This window comes from Achromobacter sp. 01N37 (assembly GCF_056399725.1).
Map to the genome: position 1 here is coordinate 336,569 of NZ_JBFTRX010000001.1, position 21,105 is coordinate 357,673.

Annotated in this window: 21 protein-coding genes; 14 read left to right on the forward strand and 7 right to left on the reverse strand. The window is 65.3% G+C overall.

What is annotated here, in order from left to right; genetic code table 11:
- Positions 1-35 precede the first annotated feature (35 nt).
- The 11 genes from AC1DSJ_RS01500 (at position 36) to AC1DSJ_RS01550 (ending at position 10,977) form a co-directional block, all read left to right on the forward strand.
- A complete protein-coding gene (locus AC1DSJ_RS01500) occupies positions 36-1,505 on the forward strand; it encodes a M20 family metallopeptidase (RefSeq protein WP_441370829.1) in 1,470 nt (489 codons plus the stop codon).
- Entirely contained in the window at positions 1,502-2,059 is a 558-nt protein-coding gene (locus AC1DSJ_RS01505) for a DUF1415 domain-containing protein (protein ID WP_054425291.1), read from the forward strand. Before AC1DSJ_RS01500 ends, AC1DSJ_RS01505 begins: the two co-directional genes overlap by 4 nt.
- A 146-nt stretch (positions 2,060-2,205) precedes the next feature.
- Positions 2,206-3,144, forward strand: a complete 939-nt coding sequence (locus tag AC1DSJ_RS01510) for an alpha/beta hydrolase (protein WP_441370830.1) — start codon at positions 2,206-2,208, stop codon at positions 3,142-3,144.
- Positions 3,145-3,252: 108 nt separating this feature from the next.
- The gene (locus AC1DSJ_RS01515) at positions 3,253-3,954 is read left to right on the forward strand and encodes a 4'-phosphopantetheinyl transferase family protein (protein WP_342065842.1); all 702 of its coding nucleotides are present in this window, start codon (positions 3,253-3,255) and stop codon (positions 3,952-3,954) included.
- Between the two features lie 84 nt (positions 3,955-4,038).
- Positions 4,039-5,367, forward strand: a complete 1,329-nt coding sequence (locus AC1DSJ_RS01520) for a class I SAM-dependent methyltransferase (RefSeq protein WP_441370831.1) — start codon at positions 4,039-4,041, stop codon at positions 5,365-5,367.
- Between the two features lie 14 nt (positions 5,368-5,381).
- Positions 5,382-5,942, forward strand: a complete 561-nt coding sequence (locus AC1DSJ_RS01525) for a DUF2878 domain-containing protein (RefSeq protein WP_427946446.1) — start codon at positions 5,382-5,384, stop codon at positions 5,940-5,942.
- Positions 5,939-6,760: a DUF1295 domain-containing protein gene (locus AC1DSJ_RS01530; protein WP_441370832.1), complete on the forward strand. Its 822-nt coding sequence runs from the start codon at positions 5,939-5,941 to the stop codon at positions 6,758-6,760. The genes AC1DSJ_RS01525 and AC1DSJ_RS01530 overlap by 4 nt, the downstream gene beginning before the upstream one ends.
- Positions 6,757-7,839 (forward strand): SAM-dependent methyltransferase, encoded by a 1,083-nt coding sequence (locus AC1DSJ_RS01535; protein WP_441370833.1) that lies wholly within the window; start codon positions 6,757-6,759, stop codon positions 7,837-7,839. The genes AC1DSJ_RS01530 and AC1DSJ_RS01535 overlap by 4 nt, the downstream gene beginning before the upstream one ends.
- Positions 7,840-7,854: 15 nt before the next feature.
- Positions 7,855-8,403 carry a lipocalin family protein gene (locus AC1DSJ_RS01540; RefSeq protein WP_175169224.1) on the forward strand — a complete coding sequence of 183 codons (549 nt, stop codon included), beginning with the start codon at positions 7,855-7,857 and terminating at the stop codon, positions 8,401-8,403.
- A gap of 249 nt (positions 8,404-8,652) precedes the next feature.
- On the forward strand, positions 8,653-9,648 hold the full coding sequence (locus AC1DSJ_RS01545; protein ID WP_441370834.1) for a Bug family tripartite tricarboxylate transporter substrate binding protein: 996 nt from the start codon (positions 8,653-8,655) through the stop codon (positions 9,646-9,648).
- Positions 9,649-9,681: 33 nt separating this feature from the next.
- On the forward strand, positions 9,682-10,977 hold the full coding sequence (locus AC1DSJ_RS01550; RefSeq protein ID WP_054425309.1) for an acyl-CoA thioester hydrolase/BAAT C-terminal domain-containing protein: 1,296 nt from the start codon (positions 9,682-9,684) through the stop codon (positions 10,975-10,977).
- Between the two features lie 84 nt (positions 10,978-11,061).
- On the opposite strand, the gene AC1DSJ_RS01555 is transcribed toward AC1DSJ_RS01550, so the two are convergent.
- Together AC1DSJ_RS01555 and AC1DSJ_RS01560 are read right to left on the reverse strand one after the other, a co-directional pair.
- On the reverse strand, positions 11,062-12,363 hold the full coding sequence (locus tag AC1DSJ_RS01555) for a UDP-N-acetylglucosamine 1-carboxyvinyltransferase (protein ID WP_054425311.1): 1,302 nt from the start codon (positions 12,361-12,363) through the stop codon (positions 11,062-11,064).
- 171 nt (positions 12,364-12,534) lie between these two features.
- Entirely contained in the window at positions 12,535-13,680 is a 1,146-nt protein-coding gene (locus AC1DSJ_RS01560; RefSeq protein ID WP_441371072.1) for an MFS transporter, read from the reverse strand.
- Between the two features lie 328 nt (positions 13,681-14,008).
- On the opposite strand from AC1DSJ_RS01560, the gene AC1DSJ_RS01565 reads away from it, so the two are divergent.
- Positions 14,009-14,587, forward strand: a complete 579-nt coding sequence (locus AC1DSJ_RS01565; protein WP_346550398.1) for a TetR/AcrR family transcriptional regulator — start codon at positions 14,009-14,011, stop codon at positions 14,585-14,587.
- Between the two features lie 30 nt (positions 14,588-14,617).
- Here the strand turns inward: AC1DSJ_RS01565 and AC1DSJ_RS01570 are convergent, their stop codons facing one another.
- The 4 genes from AC1DSJ_RS01570 to AC1DSJ_RS01585 all read right to left on the reverse strand — a co-directional run bounded on the left by AC1DSJ_RS01570 (position 14,618) and on the right by AC1DSJ_RS01585 (position 18,834).
- Positions 14,618-16,702, reverse strand: a complete 2,085-nt coding sequence (locus tag AC1DSJ_RS01570; RefSeq protein WP_441370835.1) for a DUF4034 domain-containing protein — start codon at positions 16,700-16,702, stop codon at positions 14,618-14,620.
- A gap of 96 nt (positions 16,703-16,798) precedes the next feature.
- Complete coding sequence (locus AC1DSJ_RS01575) at positions 16,799-17,266, reverse strand: hypothetical protein (protein WP_441370836.1); 468 nt, start codon at positions 17,264-17,266, stop codon at positions 16,799-16,801.
- A gap of 111 nt (positions 17,267-17,377) precedes the next feature.
- Complete coding sequence (locus AC1DSJ_RS01580) at positions 17,378-17,860, reverse strand: nucleoside deaminase (RefSeq protein WP_441370837.1); 483 nt, start codon at positions 17,858-17,860, stop codon at positions 17,378-17,380.
- The gene (locus tag AC1DSJ_RS01585; protein WP_441370838.1) at positions 17,857-18,834 is read right to left on the reverse strand and encodes a GlxA family transcriptional regulator; all 978 of its coding nucleotides are present in this window, start codon (positions 18,832-18,834) and stop codon (positions 17,857-17,859) included. The genes AC1DSJ_RS01580 and AC1DSJ_RS01585 overlap by 4 nt, the downstream gene beginning before the upstream one ends.
- 276 nt (positions 18,835-19,110) lie before the next feature.
- On the opposite strand from AC1DSJ_RS01585, the gene AC1DSJ_RS01590 reads away from it, so the two are divergent.
- Positions 19,111-19,722 (forward strand): cysteine hydrolase family protein, encoded by a 612-nt coding sequence (locus tag AC1DSJ_RS01590; RefSeq protein ID WP_054425326.1) that lies wholly within the window; start codon positions 19,111-19,113, stop codon positions 19,720-19,722.
- A 12-nt stretch (positions 19,723-19,734) separates the two neighbouring features.
- Here the strand turns inward: AC1DSJ_RS01590 and AC1DSJ_RS01595 are convergent, their stop codons facing one another.
- Positions 19,735-20,298: a hypothetical protein gene (locus AC1DSJ_RS01595; protein WP_054425328.1), complete on the reverse strand. Its 564-nt coding sequence runs from the start codon at positions 20,296-20,298 to the stop codon at positions 19,735-19,737.
- Positions 20,299-20,453: 155 nt separating this feature from the next.
- Between AC1DSJ_RS01595 and AC1DSJ_RS01600 the strand changes: the two genes are divergently transcribed.
- Positions 20,454-21,095, forward strand: coding sequence for a glutathione S-transferase family protein (locus AC1DSJ_RS01600; RefSeq protein WP_441370839.1), 642 nt, complete (start codon positions 20,454-20,456; stop codon positions 21,093-21,095).
- Positions 21,096-21,105: the final 10 nt, after the last annotated feature.

A 21,105-nucleotide genomic window follows, 5' to 3' on the forward strand; every position in this document is an offset into this window, starting at 1 on the left:
CATACCCGCACACCCGCACACAGGATTCCAGCGCCATGAACGCACGTATCCCCGAAGACGCACTGCCGCCCACCCTGGACCCGAAAGCGCTCCAGGAATTTGTCGACGACAAATGGGACAACGAGATCATCCCCGCACTGACCGACTACATCGCCATTCCCGCCAAGAGCCCGGCCTTTGACGCCGACTGGGAAAAGAACGCGTTCATTGAACGCGTGGTGCGTGATGCCGCGCAGTGGGTGGAAGCGCAGAAAGTATCGGGCCTGAAACTGGAAGTGGTGCGCCTGCCGGGCCGCACGCCCGTCATCTTCTTTGACGCGCCGGCTACCCGCAGCGACAACGGCGACACCGTGCTGCTGTACGGCCACCTGGACAAGCAACCGGAATTTTCGGGCTGGCGCGCGGGCCTGGGCCCGTGGACCCCGAAGTACGAAGACGGCAAGCTCTATGGCCGTGGCGGCGCAGACGACGGCTACGCCGTGTATGCGTCCTTGACCGCCATCATGGCGTTGGACAAGCAAGGCATTCCGCGCCCGCGTTGCGTGGGCATCGTCGAAACCTGTGAAGAGTCCGGCAGCTACGACTTGCTGCCTTACGTAGACGCGCTGCGCGACCGCCTGGGCAACGTCGCCCTGGTCGTGTGCCTGGATTCGGGCGCCGGCAACTACGACCAGCTCTGGATGACCACGTCGCTGCGCGGCATGGTGTCCGGCACGCTGGAAGTGCAGGTGCTGGACGAAGGCGTGCACTCGGGTGACTCCAGCGGCGTCGTGCCGTCGTCGTTCCGCATCTTGCGCCATCTGCTGGACCGCCTGGAAGACAGCGGCACCGGCCGTCTGCTGCCGCAAAGCCTGCATTGCGAAATTCCCGCTGACCGCGTGGAACAGGTGTCCGCCACCGCCCGCATCCTGGGCGACGAAGTGTGGCGCCGTTTCCCCTGGAGCTGCGGCGCCGAAGGCGGCTTTGTGCTGCCAATGACGACCGAGCCCGAACAAGCCCTGTTGAACCGCACCTGGCGCCCGACCTTGTCGGTGACCGGCGCCGAAGGCCTGCCGCCGCTGTCCAGCGCCGGCAACGTGCTGCGCCCGCGCACCGCGTTCAAGCTGTCGCTGCGCCTGCCGCCGCTGGTGGACGCCGTGGCTGCGTCGCAAGAGATCAAGGCACTGCTGGAAGCCGATGCGCCCTACAACGCCAAGGTGATCTTCAAGGCCAATGAAGGCGCCGCCACCGGCTGGAACGCGCCGGCCGCCGTGCCGTGGCTGACCCAGGCGCTGGACGCCGCCTCGCAGCAGTACTACGGCCAGCCTTGCGGCTATATCGGCCAGGGCGGCACGATTCCGCTGATGAGCATTCTGCAAAAGGGCTTCCCCAAGGCGCAGTTCATGGTGTGCGGCGTGTTGGGCCCCAAGTCCAACGCCCACGGCCCCAATGAATTCCTGCACGTGCCGTATGGCAAGAAGCTGACGGCTGCCGTCGCCCAGACCATGGCGGCCATTCCGGCATGATTTCGACTTCTGACGCTTACGCCAATGTGGTGGCTGAAACCCGCCACTGGCTGACTCAGGCCGTCATCGGCCTGAACCTTTGCCCGTTCGCCAAAGCGGTTCAGGTCAAGGACCAGATCCGCTTTGCGGTCAGCGACGCCACCGACGCCGAGGGCGTCCTGACCGACTTGCAGGACGAGCTGGCGCTGCTGGCCGAGGCCGACCCCGAGCAGATCGACACCACCTTGCTGATCTTGCCCGACGCGCTGGACGACTTCCTGGATTTCAACGATTTCGAAGAGCTGTCCGACCGCCTGCTCAAGCGCATGCGGCTGGTGGGCGAGCTGCAAGTGGCCACCTTCCACCCGCAGTTCCAGTTTGCGGACACGCAGCCGGACGACATCGAGAACTACACGAACCGTTCGCCGTACCCGATTCTGCATCTGCTGCGCGAAGACAGCATCGACCGGGCGGTGGAATCGTTCCCGGACGCGGCGGACATCTATGAAAAGAACATCGACACGATGAAAAAGCTGGGTCTGGAAGGCTGGAAGAGGCTGATGACCAAGGCGTAGCCGGTGTAGCCGGCCGCCTGCCCGCATCCAAATCCTTGCCGTCTTCGTATATGGGGCATGGGGCCACAGACTACTGGCCCCATGCCCCATGTTCTTCACAAGGAGACGACCTTGCCGCCCCGTGGTTCCTTCGTTCAGGCACGCCGATGCGTAGCGCGCTGATCCTTGCCGTGCTGGCCTCGGTTCTGGTGCTGGGGCTGGCGGCGTGTTCGCCGCTGGCCGTGCTGAATGGCGCGGTGCCTGAAGACGCCAGCCGCGTCGTGTCAGGCGTGGCCTACGGTGATAGCCCCCGCCAGCAGTTGGACATCTACGCGCCGCCTGGCGTCGATCGCCCGCCCGTGGTGGTGTTCTTTTACGGCGGCAGCTGGCGCAGCGGTTCGCGTGCCGACTACAAGTTCGTGGGCGACGCGCTGGCCTCGCGCGGCATCATGGCCGTTATCGCCGACTACCGGCTTTACCCCGACGTGTCATACCCGGACTTCGTGGACGATTCCGCGCGCGCCGTCGCCTGGACCTTGCATCACATCGCACGCTACGGTGGCGACCCGGCCGAAGTCTTCGTAGCCGGGCATAGCGCGGGTGGCTACAACGCGGCCATGGTGGCGTTGGACGCGCGCTGGCTGGCGCGCTTTGACGCGTCACCCGCCATGCTGCGCGGCTGGATCGGCATGGCCGGCCCCTACAACTTTCTGCCCATCGTGGCGCGCAGCCTGAAACCCGTCTTCCATTTCCCCGGCACGCCGGCGGATTCCCAACCGATTGCGCACGTCAGCGCCGCCGCGCCGCCCGCCTTGCTGATGGTGGGCATGGCCGACACCACGGTCGACCCCGCGCTCAACACGGAAAGCCTGGCGGCGGCGTTGCAGGCGGCGCACGCGCCGGTCAGTGTTGTGCGTTATGACCGGCTGGGCCATGCGCTGCTGGCGGGCGCCTTGGCGCGTCCGCTGCGCTGGCGCGCGCCGGTGCTGGACGACCTGGCGGCCTTTGTCTGGCAGACGGCCCGGGCGGGCCAGCCCCCCGCGCAGGCCGCAGCCGGCCATTCCCAGCCCCCCGCGAAGGCCGCGGCCGCCCATTCCCAGCCCTGATCTTGGGCGTTCCATTCCGCCCACTTCCCCGGGGCTGATGCAAGGCTCGCCGCAATCGGGCATTATTTGCGGCCACGGGTCGTGTTGACCAGCATAGAGGGGTAAGTCGTGCCGCAAGACATGCGCTTGGCGTTGGATGCACCAGACTGGATCTCGATGGCGCTGATACCGATTGCACAAGCACAGGCAAGCGATATTGCGCGTACCGATGCCGACGCCCGGCGTCTGGAAGCCGACATGCAGCCCATGGGCGCCAAACGGCGCGGCGAATTCCTGGCGGGCAGAGTGTGCGCGGCGCGCGCCCTGGAAGCCGCCGGCGCCGGGCGCATCGGCTACGTGCAGCGCGGCGAAGACAAGCTGCCCGTGTGGCCGGCAGGCTGGCACGGCAGCATCAGCCACAGCACGGCATGGGCGGCTGCGGCGGTGGCGGCGTCCCGCCATTGCGTGGCGCTGGGATTCGATATCCAGGAACGGGTCAGCCCGCGCGTCATGACCGAGGTCATGCCCTTGATCGCGAACACCGCCGAATTGGCCCGCGCCAGCCCTTACTTCGAACGCCGCAGCGCGCTAACGCTGTTGTTCTCCGCCAAGGAATCGCTCTACAAGGCGCTGCATCCGCTGGTGCGCACATTCCAGGATTTTGATGGCGCGGAATTGACGTCGATCACGCCCACCCGTTTGCAGCTGACCCTGACGCGCAGCTGGGGGCCGGGCGGCTGGGAGGCAGGGACGGCGGTGTGGATGCATTACACGTGGCAAGACGACCTGGTCGCCACCTTGTGTTGGCTGACCGGCAATCGCACGGTTTGATCTAGGGTTTTCCCTAGGCATCTGACGGGCATCGGGGTTCGTATATGGCAGTGTCCCTGCCAGATTCGCCGAGAGAAGCCCACTATGACGCCGCACTCTGCCTCTACGTCTTCCGAGCCCTATGCGCCCGAGCCCGCCGCGCCGCCGATGTCGTTTGCCGACCGCCTGCTGCGTCAACACTTGCAGAGCCGCTTAGTCGGTTTGCGAGGCGGATCGCTGACCATCGAAGACGCCATGGGCCAGATGCAGGCAGGCGTCAGCGGCTCAGCCCAAACCCAAACCCAAACCCAAACCCAAACCCAAACCCAAACCCGCCCCGTGCACTTGCGCGTGCGCGACCCGGCTTTTTACCGGGCGCTGGCGAGCAATGGCAGCGTGGGCGGCGGCGAGGCGTATGGCGACGGCCATTGGGAATGCGATGATCTGGTCGGCCTGATCCGCCTGCTGGTGCGCAACCGCGATTGGCTGGACAGCATGGAAACCGGCAGTGCGCGCCTGGGCGGCCTGGCCATGCGCGCGCTGCATGCGCTGCGCCGCAACACCCGCGCCGGCAGCCGCCGCAACATCGCCGCGCACTACGACCTGGGCAATGCGTTCTTCCAGCTGTTCCTGTCAGACGACATGATGTACTCGTCGGCCATGTGGGAAGGAGAGGACGACACGCTGGAGCAAGCGTCCACGCGCAAGCTGGATGTGATTTGCCGCAAGCTGGACTTGCAACCGGGTGATCACGTGGTCGAAATCGGTACCGGCTGGGGCGGCTTTGCGCTGCATGCCGCGCGCCATTACGGTTGCCGCGTCACCACCACCACGATTTCGCGCGAGCAGCATGCGCTGGCTTCTGAGCGCATCCGCCGCGCCGGGTTGCAGTTCCGGGTGGACGTGTTGCTACAGGACTACCGCGACCTGCATGGCCAGTTCGACAAGCTCGTCTCGATAGAAATGATCGAGGCCATCGGCGCGGCTTATCTGCCCACGTACTTCGCCAAAGTGGGTGAACTGCTCAAGCCGGCGGGCGTGGCGCTGATCCAGGCCATCACCATCGAAGACCATCGCTACGCGCAGGCGTTGAAAGCCGTGGACTTCATCAAGCGCCATATCTTCCCGGGCAGCTTCATGCCGTCGATCCAGGCGATGCTTAACGCCAAAACGCGCGCCAGCGACCTGAGCCTGGTGCATCTGGAAGACTTCGGCCTGTCTTACGCGCGCACGCTGCAAGCGTGGCGCCAGCGCTTCATGGCGCGGCTTGACGCGGTGCGGGCGCAGGGGTTTGATGAACGCTTCATCCGCCTGTGGGAGTTCTACCTGGCCTACTGCGAAGGCGGATTCCGCGAACGCGCCATTGGCGTATCGCATCTGCTGCTGGCGCGCCCCGCAGCCATGCCCGGCGCGGCGCGCTGGACCGCCGGGTAGGCGAGGGAGTCCACATGACATTCTGGGCCAACCTCATCGGCTACCAGATCGTCTGGTTTGGCGCGGTGATCGGCGCCAGCCGGGGCAACCCGTGGTGGGGCGTCGCGCTGTCGGCGGGCTTTGTGCTGATCCAGGCCTGGGTGTCCGACAGCCGCCGCGCCGACTTGCGGCTGGTTGCCGTGGCGCTGTACTTGGGCATGGTGCTGGACGGTGTGCTGGCCGCCAGCGGCTGGGCGCTGTACGTCACGCCACGGCCCGCCTTGCCGATGGGGGGCGCACCCATCTGGATCTTGGCGCTCTGGGCTGCCTTCGCCATGACCTTCAATCATTCGCTGGCTTACCTTCGCGACCGCCCCGCGCTGGGCGCAGCGTTGGGGCTTGTTGGCGGGCCGCTGGCATATTGGGGCGCCGCGCGAGGGTGGGGCGCGATGGTGTTTGTGCCGCCCGTCTGGCGCAGCCTGACGTGGCTGGCCATCGGCTGGGCGCTGGCGATGTGGGTGCTCTGCCGACTGGCCCGGCGTTGGGAACGCAATTTGCGGAGGCCATCCGCTTCGATCACAGGGGGCGCGACATGAGCCCGGGTATGCAGATTCTGATGGTGGCGGTGATGGGGGTGGTGCTGATGGCTGCCGGGTGGCAGTGGCAGCGCCGCCATCGCAATGCCGGCATTGTCGATGTGATGTGGACGGCGGGTGTTGGGCTGGGCGCGGTGCTGACTGCGCTGACGGGGCCGGGCGCCGTCATGCCAAGGCTGCTGCTGGCGGTGCTAGGCGGCGTGTGGGCGGGCCGGCTGGCGCTGCATATCTGGCGCCGAGTGCGGGACGGCGAAGAAGACGGCCGCTACCGCGCGCTGCGCGCCCACTGGAACGGCAGCCAAACCAAATTCGCGCTGTTTTTTCTGGCGCAGGCCGGCTTGATCGTGCTGTTCACCTTGCCCTTCATCGCGGTTGCCGCCAACCCGATCCCCGGCATGACGCCGTGGTTGGGGCTGGGGCTGCTGATCTGGATTGTGGCGGTTGCTGGCGAATCGCTGGCTGACCGGCAACTGGCGGCCTTTCGCGCGGACGCGGCCAACGCCGGGCGCGTGTGCCAAGTAGGCTTGTGGCGCGTGTCCCGCCATCCCAATTACTTCTTCGAATGGCTCCACTGGTTCACCTACGTGGCGCTGGCCGTGGGCGCCAGCTTCGCGTGGCTGGCGTGGGTGGGGCCCGTTGTGATGTTCATCTTTCTGCGCTGGATCAGCGGCATCCCCTACACCGAGGCGCAATCGCTGCGCACGCGCGGCGAGGCCTACCGCGAGTATCAGCGCACGACGCCGATGCTGTTCCCCTGGTTTCCGAAACCGGCCTCCGCCGCCGGCTCCCCGCCACGCCATGCAAAGGGCAAATCATGAACACCGCCATTCTTAGCGACGTCCAACTTCCCTCGGATCGTCCTGCCCCGGGCTTGCTGGGCTGGGCCGAACGCGGATGGGTGCCCGATGCGCTGGTGCGCCAGGGCATCCGGCGCCTGTGCGCCGACCGGCTGCGCGACGAAAGGGCGGGCGGCCCGGCGGCGCAGGCAAGGCGCTATCAGCATTTGATGAACGAGCTGCAGGATAGCCCGCTGGCCATCCATACCGACGACGCCAACGCCCAGCACTACGAATTGCCTGCCGACTTTTTCAAGCTGTGCCTGGGCGGGCGCTTGAAGTATTCAGGCTGCTACTACGCCACCGGCCGCGAAACCCTGGACCAGGCCGAAGCCGCCATGCTGGAGCTGACCGGCATGCGCGCCGAACTGGCCGACGGCCAGCGCATTCTGGAGCTGGGCTGCGGCTGGGGCTCGCTGACGCTGTGGATGGCGGAACGCTATCCGAATGCGCGCATCACGGCCGTGTCCAATTCCGCATCTCAGCGCCAGCACATCCAGCAGCAATGCCAGCTGCGCGGCCTGGGCAATGTGGAGGTCATCACCTGCGACGTCAACACGCTGCAACTGCCGCCCGCGGAGTTCGACCGCTGCGTGTCCGTCGAAATGTTCGAGCACATGCGCAACTATCAGGACCTGCTGGCGCGTATCGGCACGTGGCTGCGGCCCGCGGGCAAGCTGTTCGTACACATCTTTGCGCACCGCAGCCTGATGTACCCGTTCGAAACCGAGGGCGCCGACAACTGGCTGGGCCGGCACTTCTTCACGGGCGGCATCATGCCTGCGGCGGACACCTTGCTGTGGTTCCAGCGCGATCTGCACATCGAAGCGCGCTGGCTGATCGACGGCAGCCATTACGAACGCACGGCGAATCACTGGCTGGCGAACCAGGACGCCAACCGCGCCGCCGCCATGCAGGTGCTGGAGCACGCCTATGGCCCGGCGCTTGCGGCATTGTGGTTTCAGCGCTGGCGCATGTTCTGGATGGCGTGCGCCGAACTGTTCGGCTATGAACGCGGGCGGCAATGGATGGTCGCCCATTACCGCTTTACGCGGCCTTGATAAGAGAGGAATGCCATGCGCCACATCTTCCGAAGTTCTGCGTTGGCATTGGCGGCCGTGCTGGCCGGTTGCAGCAGCCCGCCGCCGATGCCGCCCGTGGCGCAGGTCGACATCCCGCGCTTCATGGGCGACTGGTATGTGATTGCCGGCATTCCCAGCTGGCCCGAACGCAAGTCATTCAATGCGGTGGAGTCTTACGCCTTGATGCCCGACGGCCGCATCCAGACCACCTTCCGCTACCGCCACGGCAGCTTTGACGCTGATGTGGAAACCATGCACCCGGTAGGCACCGTGCAGCCGGGCACGGGCAACGCCATCTGGGGCATGCAGTTCATCTGGCCGATTCAGGCGGAATACGTCATCGCTTACGTGGACGACGCCTATCAGCAAACCATCATTGGCCGCTCCAAGCGTGACTACGTGTGGATCATGGCGCGCACGCCCACGCTGCCCGAAGCTGATTACGCGCGTCTGGTCGCCAAGGTTGGCGAGCTGGGTTATGACACCAGCCAGCTGCGCGTGGTGCCGCAACAATGGCCGGAACCTGCGGCCCGCCCGCGCTAGTGATCGCATACCAAATACCACCCGGCGGAATTAACCGCGCCCCACGCGCATCACACGCCTGGGGCTCCCCTGGCGCACCGGGATATCCCTAGATAGCCCATCGGCGGTATTGCATACAACATACGGCCATTGTGACCGCTGCTGTTCGGCTGGCGGCCTGTGCGTCCTTCCCCGTTTCCTCGTCTTGCCACGCGGCGCTTGCCTGGGCGCGCGCGGGGCTGGTGCCTTTGCCCTTGCTCGGAGAGCCGTATGCGATTGTCCCGCCGTCACGCCCTGGGTGCGCTTGCCGCGCTGCCCCTGATGTCCCTGAGCTCGCGCCCGGTCTGGGCGCAGAACACCTTTCCGACGCGCCCCGTGCGCCTGCTGGTGGGCTTTGCCCCCGGCGGCCTGACCGACATCGCCGCGCGCGCCTTGGCCGAACGCATGGGCAAGACGCTCAAGCAGAACGTGGTTGTTGAAAACCGCCCGGGCGGGCAGGCTATCATCGCCACCGTGGCGGTGGCGCGTGCAGAGCCCGATGGCTATACGCTGGGTTTTGCCGGCACCAACGGCATGATCCTGAACCCCTTGCTCTACAACAATCTGCCGTACCAGCAGTCTGACTTCAAACAGCTGGGGTCGATGGGCAAGTCGCCCATGCTGCTGATCGTGCACCCGGACCTGGGTGTGAAGAACGTCCAGGAATTCATTGCGCTGGCCAAGAAGAAGCCGGGCGACATCACCTGCGCCCACGCGGGGCGCGGCGTCATCAATCACCTGGCGCTGCTGCACTTTCAATCCAAGACGGGCACGCAATTTCAGGACGTGCCCTACAAAGGCAGCGGCCCCGCGCTGCTGGACCTGATGGCCGGCACGGTGCAAAGCACGTTCGACTTTCCCACATCCGCGCTGCCCAACGTCAAGGCGGGCAAGTTGCAGGTGCTGGCCGTGACCGCCGACAAACGCCTGTCCAGCCTGCCCGACGTGCCCACCATGAAGGAAGCGGGCGTCGACGGCTTCGAGCTGTATACGCGCATGATGATCTCTGGCCCCGCCGCCATGCCCGCGAACGTGGTGGCCGTGCTGGAAAACGCCGTGCGCGAAGGCACGAGCGACCCCGGCCTGATCCAGCAATTCGCAGAGCAGGGCGTGGCCGTGGAATTCACGTCGTCGGCCGATCTGGACAAAGTCATCGCCGATGAGTCCGCCATGTGGGCGCAGGTCATCAAGGCCAATGGCGTGCCCAAGACCGATCTGAAAGCCTAACGCCACCGTCAAGGACACCTTCAAGGACACCTCGTGACTGAACAAGCCCGCATCACCGTCACCCCCGAATTCGCCCTGATCGACGTCGCACGCGAGATCCGCATCGACGGCTTTCCGGCCTATGCCTTCATCACCGTTACCGCCAGCATGCAAATGTGCGGCGCGCCGTGGCGCTCGCAGGCTGTGTTCGTGGCCGGCTTCGATGGCAGCCTGGACTTGGGGCGCGACAGCCCCGTGTCGGGCAGCTACGCCGAGCCCTCGGCCATGGGCATCGTGTGGTCCATGGTCTGCGAAGACATGAGCCGCGTGGTGTTCCCGCCCGACCGCACCGAGCCGCTGGTGATCCAGATCGAGGCCACCGATGGCGTGCGCCACGCGTCGGCGCGGCTGGTGCAAGACTTTCTGGAAGACGGCGTCACGCACCGCGCAGTCCGCGAAACGGTGGGGGGCATGACGGTGTCGGGCGAGCTCTATACGCCCGCCGGCCCCGGCCCGCATCCCCTCGTGATCTACATGAATGGCTCGTCGGGCGGCGTCAACGCGCCGCGCGCCGCGCTCTTTGCCGCGCGCGGCTTCCAGTGCCTGGCGCTGGCCATCTTCAATTACGAAGGCCGGCCCAAGTACTTGAACGACATGCCGCTGGAATATTTCGAGCACGCGCTGCGCTGGGCGCACGACACGCTGGCGCCGCGCGACGGCTTTGTGGCGCTGTCGGGCATCAGCCGTGGCGGGGAAACGTCGCTGCTGGTGGCCTCGCACTATCCCGATCTGGTCAGCGCGGTGGTGGCCTATGTGCCGTCACCCGTCACGCACGGCGTTGTCAGCGCCGGTTCGCCCGGCACCGGCCGCAATGCCCAGGTTTGGACAAAGGGCGGCGAACCCTTGCCGCATCTGTGGGAAAACAACGCCAGCGCTGATTGGGAAGCCGCCTACGCCTCCGAGCCACCGTATCGGCAGACGCACGCGTTCTTAAGCGCCACGCGCGATAGCGCTGCGTTCGAGCGCGCGCGGATTCCGGTGGAAAACTATCCGGGTCCGGTCATGCTGGTCAGCGCGTCAGACGATGGCTTCTGGCCCAGCACCGCGTATTCCGAAATTGTGATGCGCCAACGCCAGGCGCACGGTCTGCCCACGTTTCATCACGTCTGCATGGGGGCGGGGCACCACGTGCATTACCCCTACCTGCCGGCCACGCTGATCAGCAAACCGCATGCAATGTCGGGCTTGCTGCTGGATGCGGGCGGCACGCCGGCCGCGAATGCGGCGGGCAATGAAGGCTCGTATGTGGCTGTGCTGGAATTTTTGGGGCGGGCGGCAGGCAAGGCGTAAGCCGTTGCGTTCCCGCCGCAGCCGCGGCCAAGCGCGCCTATCCGGTGGCAGGCCCGCCACCGGTTGCCGCGCGCTATCGCAGGCTTATTCTTCGCTGGTCCATTCCACCTGCACGCCCAGGCTGCGCAGGTTTTCCACAAACTGGGGATGGGCGCGGCGAATCGGCGTGGCGTTGCGGATTTCCGAGCGGCCCTTGATGCTGCTGGCCACCATGAACAGCGCGATCGCCACGCGGATGATGTAGGGGCTTTCGACCACGGCGGGCGTGAGCGGCATGCCGCCAAACGTCACCACGCGGTGCGGGTCGGACGAGAACACGTGCGCGCCGAACTTCGACAGCTCGCCCGTCCAGCCCAGCGCGCCGTCATAGACCTTGTTCCAGAACATCGCGTTGCCCTCGGCGCACACGCCCAGCGCAATGAAAATCGGCAGCAGGTCCACGGGAAAGTACGGCCACGGCGCGGCTTCGACCTTGGTCAGCACATTGCTGGTGAAGGGCGTTTGCACCTTCAGCGGGCCGGAACGCAGCGCGCGCGACCAGCCGTCCTTGTGCTCGATCTGCACGCCGAACTTGGCGAACGTGCGGTCGATCAGCGGGAAGTTGCCCGGCGTGCGGTTGCGCACCACGACGTCGCCGCCCGTGATGGCGCCCAACGCCAGAAAGGTCGTGATCTCGTGGAAGTCTTCTTCAAAAGTGAAGTCGCCGCCGGTCAACGTGGCGCCGCCGCGCACCGTCAGGCGCGACGTGCCGATGCCGTCGATATCCGCGCCCATCATCACCATGAAGCGGCAGAACTCCTGCACGTGCGGCTCGGACGCAGCGTTGGTCAACGACGATTCGCCAACGGCTGCCGCCGCGCACAGCACGAAGTTCTCGGTGGTGGTGACCGACGCGTAGTCCAGCCAGTGGTGCGTCGCTTTCAGCGGGCCGCTGCTGCGCACCAGCAGGGAACCGCTGGCGCGTTCCACTTCGCCGCCGAACGAGCGGAAGATGTCCACGTGCGGATCAATCTCGCGCACGCCCAGCGTGCAACCCTTCACGTTGTCTTCCAGCCGCGCCACGCCAAAGCGCGCCAGCAGCGGCGGCACCAGCATGATCGACGAACGCATCTCTTCCGGCAGCCGGTGCGACGTGGCGTCGAACGTGGTGTGGCGGTGATGCAGGTTCAGCGTGCGCGTGGTTTCGTCCAGCTTCACGTCGCTGCCCAGCGTGCGGAAGATGTCGAGAATCTTGCGGACATCGGTAATGTCCGGCACGCCGTGCAGCGTCAGGGGCTGGTCGGTCAGCAGCGTGGCGCACAAGATCGGCAGCACGGCGTTCTTGTTGGCCGAAGGAATGACGCGGCCACGCAAAGGCGTGCCACCGTGGACGATGAGGTTGGACATGGGTGAGGCGGCGGGGAAGGGGTTTTGTAGCGAGGAGTGGCGGGAATTGTACTGTTGTCGCCATAGGGCGGCCGGCCAGCCCGGTGATGAAACGTTTCAAACTGCAAATTGACGTGGCCGCCCCGGGTGCAATAGCCCTCGGGCGTACCCCCTACGCCCTGTAGCGCGGCGTCAATGCCCCACCACGGCCAGCCCCGAGCTCCGTAATCCGGGCCGGAACGCATGCGCGTGCGCCGACCACGCCATGACGAACGCCAGGGCGACCAGCACGACCAGCGCCCACGGAAAGGCCCCAACGCCCCAGGCCTCAAGCAGCATGCCGCCCGCCACCCCGGCGCCGGCGATTGCGCCATTCCACGCCACCACGTTCATGGACAGCGCCACATCTGCGCCGCTGCCGGCCGCATCGGCCAACGCGGTTTGCAGCAAGGTGGCGGCCCCGCCGAAGCTCACGCCCCAGACCGCCACGCCCAGATAGATCACGGTGGGGTTGGCAGGCGCCAGGGCGAAGAACAGCGCCGTGACGGCGAAGGCGGCCAGGCTCGCCAGCACCGTCACGCGCAAATGGCGGTCGACCAATCTGCCGGTGATCCAGATGCCAGCAAGCGCCGCCGTGCCAAACACCAGCAACACCAGGTCCACCCGTTCAGACAGGCCGGCAGGGTCGACAAAGGGCGCGATATACGTGTACAGAATGTTGTGCGCCAGCATCCATGCCACCACCACCGCCAGCACGGGCCGCACGCCCGGCGTCGTGAACACCCGGCGCAGCGGCATGCGTTCATGGGCGGACTGCCCCGGGTAATCAGGCACCTTGGCCAGCACCCAGACGATCAGCGCGAGCGTCAGCGCCGACATGATCCAGAACGCGACGCGCCATCCCACCGTAGCGCCCAGCAAGGTGCCTAGCGGCACACCCAGAGACAGCGCGATCGGTGTGCCCACCATCGCCAACGCCATCGCCCGCCCTTGTTGCCAGGGGGCGACCATGCGCCGCGCGTAGCCCGCCAGCAGGCTCCAGGCCAGCCCCGCCGCCATGCCCGCGAAGAAGCGCGCTACCAGGGTCAGCCCATAGTTCGTCGACAGCGCCGTGGCGGAATTGAAGAGTAGAAAGCCGATGATCGTCATCAGCAACACGTTGCGGCGGCGCCAGCCGCGGGTGGCGATCGTGAGCGGAATGGCCGCCAGTAAAGAGCCCAGCGCATAAGCAGTGACGGTCTGCCCGGCCAGCGCCTGGCTGACGTCCAGCCCGGCGCTGATCTGGGGCAACAGCCCCGCGGGCAGGGTTTCGGTGACGATGCATAGAAAGCCGGTCATGGCCAGCGCCAGCAGCCCGGAGACAGGCAGGCGGTCAGACGCGGGCTGCCCGGTTGAAGTCGTTGAGTGATTCACGCAAAAGTCCTTTTGTAGAGAGTGCCGGATCGATATCTGCGGCGGGCCGGGCGCGGGGGACGGGCGCCATGGGGGCCACGATTGAGGGTCGCTAGTTATATACCGATCGGTATAAATGTAGGCGCGCAGCTTTCGCGTTGTCAACGACTTTTGTATCGATTAGTATTGATGTCGCATTCGAAAAAGAGAGACTGCTATGGCGCAAATGGGCAGGCCGCGCGCGTTTGACCGCGATCAAGCGGTCGAACAGGCGATGCATTTATTTTGGGAACAGGGCTATGAATCAACGTCGCTCAGCCAGTTGAAGGCCGGCATTGGCGGCGGCATTTCAGCGCCCAGTTTTTATGCGGCGTTCGGGTCGAAAGAGGCGCTGTATGCCGAAGCCGTTCAACGCTATCTGGACACCTACGCCCGCGTGAACGACAGCCTGTGGGACGACAACACCCCGCCCAAAGCCGGCATAGAACTGGCGCTGCGCCGGTCGGCGAAGATGCAGTGCGAACGCACGCATCCTAAAGGCTGCATGGTGGCGCTGGGCGTCATGAGCGCGCCCACCCCAGAACATGCCGACGTCGCCAAGCCCTTGGCGGCATCGCGCCAGCGCACGCATTCGGGCTTCATCCGCTGCGTGGAGCGCGGGATCGCCAGCGGCGAGCTTGCCGCAACCACAGACGCCAAAGTGCTGGGCACCTTGTTCAACAGCTTTCTGTTGGGCGTGTCGCTCGCGGCGCGGGACGGCGTGCGTTACCCGGTGTTCGACGCCGCGATCACGCAGCTGATGCTGCAATGGGACGCGGCGAGCGTGGGCAATCAAACCAAGACAGCAAACTGAGACAGCCAGCTAAGACAGCCCCGCAGTGTCTCAGACGTCCGTTTCGCCGCGGCCAAACGTCAGCTCGCGTCCGCGCCCATCCACTCGCAGGCGGGCCTGTTCCATGCGCCGCCGCAAGCGCCAGCCGCCGAACCAGCCGCTGTCGTTATTGATTTCGCCGCTTAGTCGCTGCAAGTAGTCGTCTTCGGGCGATAGCGCGCAGGCGCGCGCAATCCACACCTTGGCCAGATACGCATTGGGCTCGCAACCGCGCCCTTCCATGAACGCGATGGCGTAGCTGCGTGCGGCGGTTTCGCGGTCGCCGTCATCGCTTTGGTCCCACATCCAGGGCAGCACGCGGTCGAGCGCCGCGCGCTGGTCCTCATCTGACCCGCTGTGCATCAGCATCAGCCAGCTCAGGTTGCGGGCGGCCATGGCTTCCATGCGGGAACCGCGATCGGCCACGCGCCAGTTGTTTTCCAGCCAGAGCCGGTAGGTCTGGTATTCGCCTTGGGCAAGGTCGCGGCCTTCGTCGATGGCGGCATAGGCCAAATTGTTGCGGGCCACCAGATGGCCGGCTTCGGCGGCACGCGTCAGCCAATCGCGCGCGGCGGTCTTGTCGATACCCGCGTAGTCGACGTCGATCTTGCCTGCATACAGCTCGCTTAGCGACATCAGCGCATCCGACCGTTCGCGCGCGGCGCCTTCCTGCCACAAGAACATCGCGGCCTCAGGCGACACGTCGCCCCACAGATTGCGGCCCAGCTGGGGCAGGTTGAACGAGCGGTCCTTGCCGTCCAGCGCGAAGCCGCGTTCCAGCAGCGCTTGCGTATCAAGCTCGCCGGTCTGCAAACCGAACAGGCCGAACTGGCTGCCCACCGCCGCCAGCAGCACGGCTTCCACATCGTCGCCCCAGCGCGCGCCGCGCAGCAGAATCTGCCGGAACAGGCCGTGCGTGTCGGGCATGCCCTTGAACCACAGGCACGCTTGCAAGGTGAACACCGTGCCGGGGTAGGCCTCGTCCGTCAGGTCGATATCCGCAGGCGCCACGGCGCAGGCCTGCGCCAGCAGGTCGTAAGCGTGTTGCAGCAGCGCGGCGTCCCAATGCACGTCACCGTCATCATCGACATGGCGGGCGCGCATGGTTTCGAAGTTGGCGTAATGGCACAGGGCAACGGCGCGCTGCTCGGCGGAAAGCTGCAAAGTCAGCCATTGCTCGAACGCGTCGCGAAACGCGGCGTTCTGCGCGTCGTCGTCCACGTCCGGATAGAAGGCGGAGCAGCCCAGGTAATCGAATTCTTTGTGGAACCGCAGTTCATCGCGCTCGGCGTCGGTCAAGCCGGCGCATACGGGGCCGTTGATGAACGCGTCCATCTCGTCGTGGCTGCCGCCCCAGCGCGGATACAGGAAGTACAGGTACGTGGTGAGCACGCCCACATCATTGGGGCGCAAGGCTAACGAGGTCCGCAGCCAATAGGTTTTGGGATCGTCGCTGTCGCCCGTCTGGCGCGCGGGCAGGCCGGCGGGCAAGGACGCGGGCAGCTCGGCCAGGCCCATGCCGCTGTGTTCGGCGAGCAGGCTCAAGCCTTGTTCCCAGACCTCGGCGGGCCAGCGTGCCTGCAACGCATCGTGCGAAGCCGGCGCGCCGGCGGCCAGCGCCGCCAGCCATTCCGGTTCGCCCAGGTAGGCGCAGACGCGCATGGTTCTCTGCACGGCCACCACGGGCCGCTCATGCAGTGCCATCGCTTGCAGGAAGGCCCCGACGGCATGGTCGCGCGCCATCATTGCGCCGGCCCATTGCTCATCGTCCACGTAGTCGGCGGTGTTGCTGCTGCGGATGTTGCCGGCAATGGTCTCCCACTGGTTGCCGTAGGCAAGATGCGCGTGATACGACGCAGGCCGCGCCTCGCGCCACGCGCGCAGGCGGGCAAGATTCTCCGCCGCTGACAGTTGCGGGTCGCTGATCTGGTCCAACAACCACCGATATCCGAACGATTCGCCTTTGCTATCCAGCCACCGCAGCGCGGCGGGTTCCAGGATGGCGTCCAGTTCATCAAACTGGCCGCTTTGCAGCCGCTGCCGAAGTTCCGCGCGGCGCGCAAGATGGGTATCGATCGTGTCGGGGGATGAAGTCATTCGCTACGCAGGTGGGTTCAGGAAAAGGCGAACCCACGCCGGCAGCGCATGGCGCATGCGGGGGCCGCATTCTTATTACAACGGCAGATTGGCGGATTAGTTAAGGACGGGGTCTTTTGACGCCGGGTGCTTACGCACCAGCACCGTGCCCAAAATCGCCAGCACCAGCCCGCCGCCGACATAGGGCAGGCCAAAAATCAGCGCCCAGAAGAAGAGGGCGGTGTTGGCGTCGCGGGTGTCTGCGGCGCTGGTGGCGTGTGCGCCAACGTCCATCGTCAGCAGCGTGGCGGGAATCGTCAGCACCATGGCGGCGCCCAGCGCCACACAACCCCAGCCGATCAGACGGCGCAGGTTGGCAATGCGCGCCAGCAGGACGCTGGCGATGATGGTGACGACGAGCCAGATGACGAGGCCGGCAACGATCATCGTGTCCGGGTCGCCTGACGCGGCTTGCTCGCGGGGGCTCAAGGCCAGGATCACCGGCAGCAGCACGCCGTAGCTGACTCTGCCGATGAGCAATCCCAAGACGATGCTGACAATCCATTTGACGGTGTTTGAGGGCATGCCGAAGGTCCTGGCCGTTAGGCGGTTTGTCCATCAGGCGATTGAGCCGTTTGGACGCTTAGCCATTAATCAAGTAGTGATATTGCACCGGGAAAAATAACACGGCATCGCCTACGCCCGGCGGCGCACGTTCTCCTGGTGCAGCAGCTTGATCTGCTCCGCAAACTCCGGCACCGGGCCGTCTACGGTTGCGCCATCAATCACGTCTTGAATCGCCAACGGTTTTACGCGCGATGGCGCGACGCCCCATTCGCGCATCCACTGCGCATACTGCTTTGACGACGCCGCATACACGATGCGGCCCAAGCCCACCCAGCCATGCGCGGCCGAACACATCGCGCAGTGCTCGCCGGAGGTATACACGGTGCACGATGCGCGCTCGGCTTGCGGCACATTGTTGGCCGCCCAACGGGCGATTTCGAATTCCGGATGCTGCGTGTGGTCTCCACCCGAGACGTGGTTGTGGTCTTCGAACAGGACCTCGCCCGTCGCGGACACCAGCACGGAACCGAAGGGCTGGTCGCCCAGCTCCAACGCGCGCTTGGCCAGGGCCACGCAACGGGCCAGGTGTTTCTTGTCCAGGTCATTGATCATGCGGTGTCTCCTTGTAGGGTTGTGGCGCTTGCGCAGAATTGCTTGCGGTAGGCCGACGGTGAAATCGCAAAGGCATGGGTGAAGTGCTGGCGAAACGATACCGAAGATCCGAACCCCACGTCTTCGGCGATGCGGTCGACGGCAAGCCGACCGGTTTCCAGCAGGCGTTGCGCGGCGGCTAGCCGGTGGTTCAACAGCCATTCGGACACGGTGGCGCCGGTCTTCGCCTTGAAGTGGCGGGTGAATGTGCGCCGGCTCATGCCGGTTTTCTCCGCCAACAGGTCCAGCGACAGCGGCTGCCGCAGGTTTTCGATGGCCCAGTCCAACGTGGCGCTGAGCTTGTCCGAGCCGCTGCGTTCGGGCAGCGGTTGCTCGATGTACTGCGCCTGTCCGCCGTGCCGGTGCGGCGCAACCACCATGCGGCGGGCGATGCGGTTGGCCACTTCCGCGCCATGATCGCGGCGCAGCAGATGCAGGCAGCAGTCAATGGCGGCGGCGGTGCCGGCGGAGGTCAGGATGTCGCCATCGTCGATGTACAACGATTTGCGGTCGAGCTTGACCTTGGGATAGCGGCGTTCGAAGTCGTCGCCCCAGACCCAATGCGTGGCGGCCGTGCGCCCGTCCAGCAAGCCGGCTTCAGCCAACACAAAGGTGCCCAGGCACAGCCCCGCGATGCGCGCGCCCCGGGCATGTGCGGCGCGCAAGGCCTGCAACAGGGCAGGGGAGGCGGCGGCTTCGGGGTCGCTCCAGGCGGGCATGATGACGGTGTCGGCCTGGGCTAGCACCGACAGATCATGTTCGACTTCGATCTTGAAGCCTGACAGGGTGGCAATCAGCCCGGCCTTTTCTGCGCAGATCAGCAAGCGATAGCGCGGCACGCCCAGCCGCGCCAGATCGTCGCCAAACACCATGCAAGGCACGGACAGGTGAAACGGGCTGATGTCTTCGAAGGCGATGACGGCGACGGTGTGCATGGCGGGCGTGCGGATTGGGCTATGGATGGCCAGGGCGTATGGACCAGAACAAACGGCCCCGAGCGAAAGGTCCAGAACAAACGGGCCAAAAAAAGGGCCAACAAACGGGCCAACAATAGGGCCAACAAAAGGGCCAACAAAAGGGCCAAAAAAAGGGCCAACAAACGGGTCATAGGTTGGCCCGATTCTAGCAATAGTTGTCCATCGGGCCACTATTAAGAAACCCGCATTGGCGTGACACTGGGTGTTCTTTCATCTACCGACAAGAGACAAGCCATGAGCCATCCCACCATCCGCACCCTGGCTGGCGCCACCGCCCCGGCATCGCTCGACGCGTCCAGCACCGCCTTGCTGGTTATCGATTTCCAAAACGAATACTTCAGCGGCAAGCTGCCCATCCCCGCCGGCAAGACGGCATTGGGCAACGCGCAACGCCTGATCGCGCACGCCGACGCGGCCAAGATCCCGGTTTTCCACGTGCAGCACGTCACGCCCGCCGGCGCGCCGGTGTTCGCCGATCAAAGCCAGACCGGCGAGTTCCATCCCGAATTGCAACCGGCCGCGCACCACAACGTGGTTCGCAAAACATCCGTCAGCGTGTTCCCCACGACCGACCTGGACCAGCAATTGAAAGCCGCCGGCGTCAAAACGCTGGTCATCACCGGCCTGATGACGCACGCCTGCGTCGCCGGCGCCGCCCGCGACGCCGTGCCGCTGGGCTATGACGTGATCGTGGCCGAAGACGCCTGCGCCACCCGCGACCTGGACCGCGCCGACGGCAGCGTCGTCAGCCACGACAACCTGCACCGCGCAGCACTCGTCAGCATCGAAGACACGTTCGGCGATGTGATGACGACCGAGCAGGTGTTGAAGCTGCGGGTGGTGTAAGACGCCCAGCGATCAATAAAAAATATCCACGTAATCCGTCAGACGATCGCAGCTTTCCATCTGCTGCAAGCGCCAGTATTTGCGTTTGCCGGTGGCGCGGAATTCGTAGTCGCCGGTGCGTTCGCAGCGGCGGCCTTTGTCCGGGGCGTCCAGAATCAGGATGGTGCCGCGGAAGATGAAGCGGTCGCTGTCGATCGAGACGATTTCACCGTTGATCTTCAGCGTGCCTTCGAAGTTGGCCTGCTCGCCATCGATGCGAACGACGTCATTCACGTCCTTGGCGTTCAGCTTGCCGCGCTGGGCGGACCACAGCCATTGCACGGTGACGCCGCTGTTGTTCAGCAGGCGTTCGTAGGCGGCCTGGTTCTTGATTTCGGTTTTTTGAACCGGGGCGAGGGCGGTGGCGCTGTTTTGCTGGACGGGGGAATGCGCCCGCAGCGAGCCGTCCGTCTGCGCGGCGATGATCGGCGAGGCCGAGGCAAGGGCAAGGCCGAACATCAGCGGAACCAGCCGGGAAATGCGCGGCGTTCTCTTGGGCGTAGTCGTATCGCGATCAGGCGTCATGTGCAGGGTCATGAATGAAGTGGCTAAGGACAGCGCCGCCGTCGTACGAGGGCAGCTACGGGCGCATAAAATAGCACGCAGCTTGCATCCAATTAATGCCGGTTTTCGGTGTTATGTATCCATCGGTTAACCGATGGCGTCGCCGGGCCGCTAAACCAGGAGTCCGAATGCTGATCGTCCATCATCTGGGAAAATCACAATCCGAGCGCATCGTCTGGCTGTGCGAAGAACTCGCCATCCCCTACGAGCTGAAGGTCTATGACCGGGACCCGGTCACGCGCTTGGCGCCGGTTGAATACAAGGCGCTGCATCCGCTAGGCACCGCGCCGATCATCACCGATGGCGATATCGTGCTGGCGGAGTCCACCGCTATCGTTGAGTACATTCTGGCGAAGTACGGCAACGGCAGCCTGACGGTGCCCGCCACCGACGCGGCGTTTGCCGACTATCTTTATTGGTTCCATTTCGCCAACGGCTCGCTGCAACCGAGCTTGATGCGCTGCATGGTGCTGTCGCGCGCCGAGGTGGCTGACGACAAGCCGACCATGCAGTTCGCCCAGGCGCGGCGCAAGCAGGCGTTGAGCCTGATCGACACGCAGTTGGGTAAAACGGATTATCTGGCCGGCAATGCGCTGACCGCCGCCGACATCGTCGCGGTGTTCTCGCTGACGACGATGCGGATGTTCTATTCGTTCGATCTGTCGCCTTACCCGAATATCCTGGCGTATCTTCAGCGCATCGGCGCCCGTGATGCGTACCGCCGGGCCATGAAGAAAGGCGACCCGGACATGACGCCGATGCTGACCTGAAGCGAGGGCG

Excerpts from the sequence above, each read along its gene's own strand:
- AC1DSJ_RS01555 (WP_054425311.1), bottom strand. The coding sequence starts at position 12,363 with ATGTCCAACCTCATCGTCCACGGTGGCACGCCTTTGCGTGGCCGCGTC.
- AC1DSJ_RS01510 (WP_441370830.1), top strand. The coding sequence starts at position 2,206 with ATGCGTAGCGCGCTGATCCTTGCCGTGCTGGCCTCGGTTCTGGTGCTG.
- AC1DSJ_RS01590 (WP_054425326.1), top strand. The coding sequence starts at position 19,111 with ATGAGCCATCCCACCATCCGCACCCTGGCTGGCGCCACCGCCCCGGCA.
- AC1DSJ_RS01600 (WP_441370839.1), top strand. The coding sequence starts at position 20,454 with ATGCTGATCGTCCATCATCTGGGAAAATCACAATCCGAGCGCATCGTC.
- AC1DSJ_RS01500 (WP_441370829.1), top strand. The coding sequence starts at position 36 with ATGAACGCACGTATCCCCGAAGACGCACTGCCGCCCACCCTGGACCCG.
- AC1DSJ_RS01580 (WP_441370837.1), bottom strand. The coding sequence starts at position 17,860 with ATGATCAATGACCTGGACAAGAAACACCTGGCCCGTTGCGTGGCCCTG.
- AC1DSJ_RS01535 (WP_441370833.1), top strand. The coding sequence starts at position 6,757 with ATGAACACCGCCATTCTTAGCGACGTCCAACTTCCCTCGGATCGTCCT.
- AC1DSJ_RS01530 (WP_441370832.1), top strand. The coding sequence starts at position 5,939 with ATGAGCCCGGGTATGCAGATTCTGATGGTGGCGGTGATGGGGGTGGTG.
- AC1DSJ_RS01540 (WP_175169224.1), top strand. The coding sequence starts at position 7,855 with ATGCGCCACATCTTCCGAAGTTCTGCGTTGGCATTGGCGGCCGTGCTG.
- AC1DSJ_RS01545 (WP_441370834.1), top strand. The coding sequence starts at position 8,653 with ATGCGATTGTCCCGCCGTCACGCCCTGGGTGCGCTTGCCGCGCTGCCC.
- AC1DSJ_RS01570 (WP_441370835.1), bottom strand. The coding sequence starts at position 16,702 with ATGACTTCATCCCCCGACACGATCGATACCCATCTTGCGCGCCGCGCG.
- AC1DSJ_RS01595 (WP_054425328.1), bottom strand. The coding sequence starts at position 20,298 with ATGACCCTGCACATGACGCCTGATCGCGATACGACTACGCCCAAGAGA.
- AC1DSJ_RS01575 (WP_441370836.1), bottom strand. The coding sequence starts at position 17,266 with ATGCCCTCAAACACCGTCAAATGGATTGTCAGCATCGTCTTGGGATTG.
- AC1DSJ_RS01565 (WP_346550398.1), top strand. The coding sequence starts at position 14,009 with ATGCATTTATTTTGGGAACAGGGCTATGAATCAACGTCGCTCAGCCAG.
- AC1DSJ_RS01505 (WP_054425291.1), top strand. The coding sequence starts at position 1,502 with ATGATTTCGACTTCTGACGCTTACGCCAATGTGGTGGCTGAAACCCGC.
- AC1DSJ_RS01520 (WP_441370831.1), top strand. The coding sequence starts at position 4,039 with ATGACGCCGCACTCTGCCTCTACGTCTTCCGAGCCCTATGCGCCCGAG.
- AC1DSJ_RS01525 (WP_427946446.1), top strand. The coding sequence starts at position 5,382 with ATGACATTCTGGGCCAACCTCATCGGCTACCAGATCGTCTGGTTTGGC.
- AC1DSJ_RS01560 (WP_441371072.1), bottom strand. The coding sequence starts at position 13,680 with ATGACCGGCTTTCTATGCATCGTCACCGAAACCCTGCCCGCGGGGCTG.
- AC1DSJ_RS01585 (WP_441370838.1), bottom strand. The coding sequence starts at position 18,834 with ATGCACACCGTCGCCGTCATCGCCTTCGAAGACATCAGCCCGTTTCAC.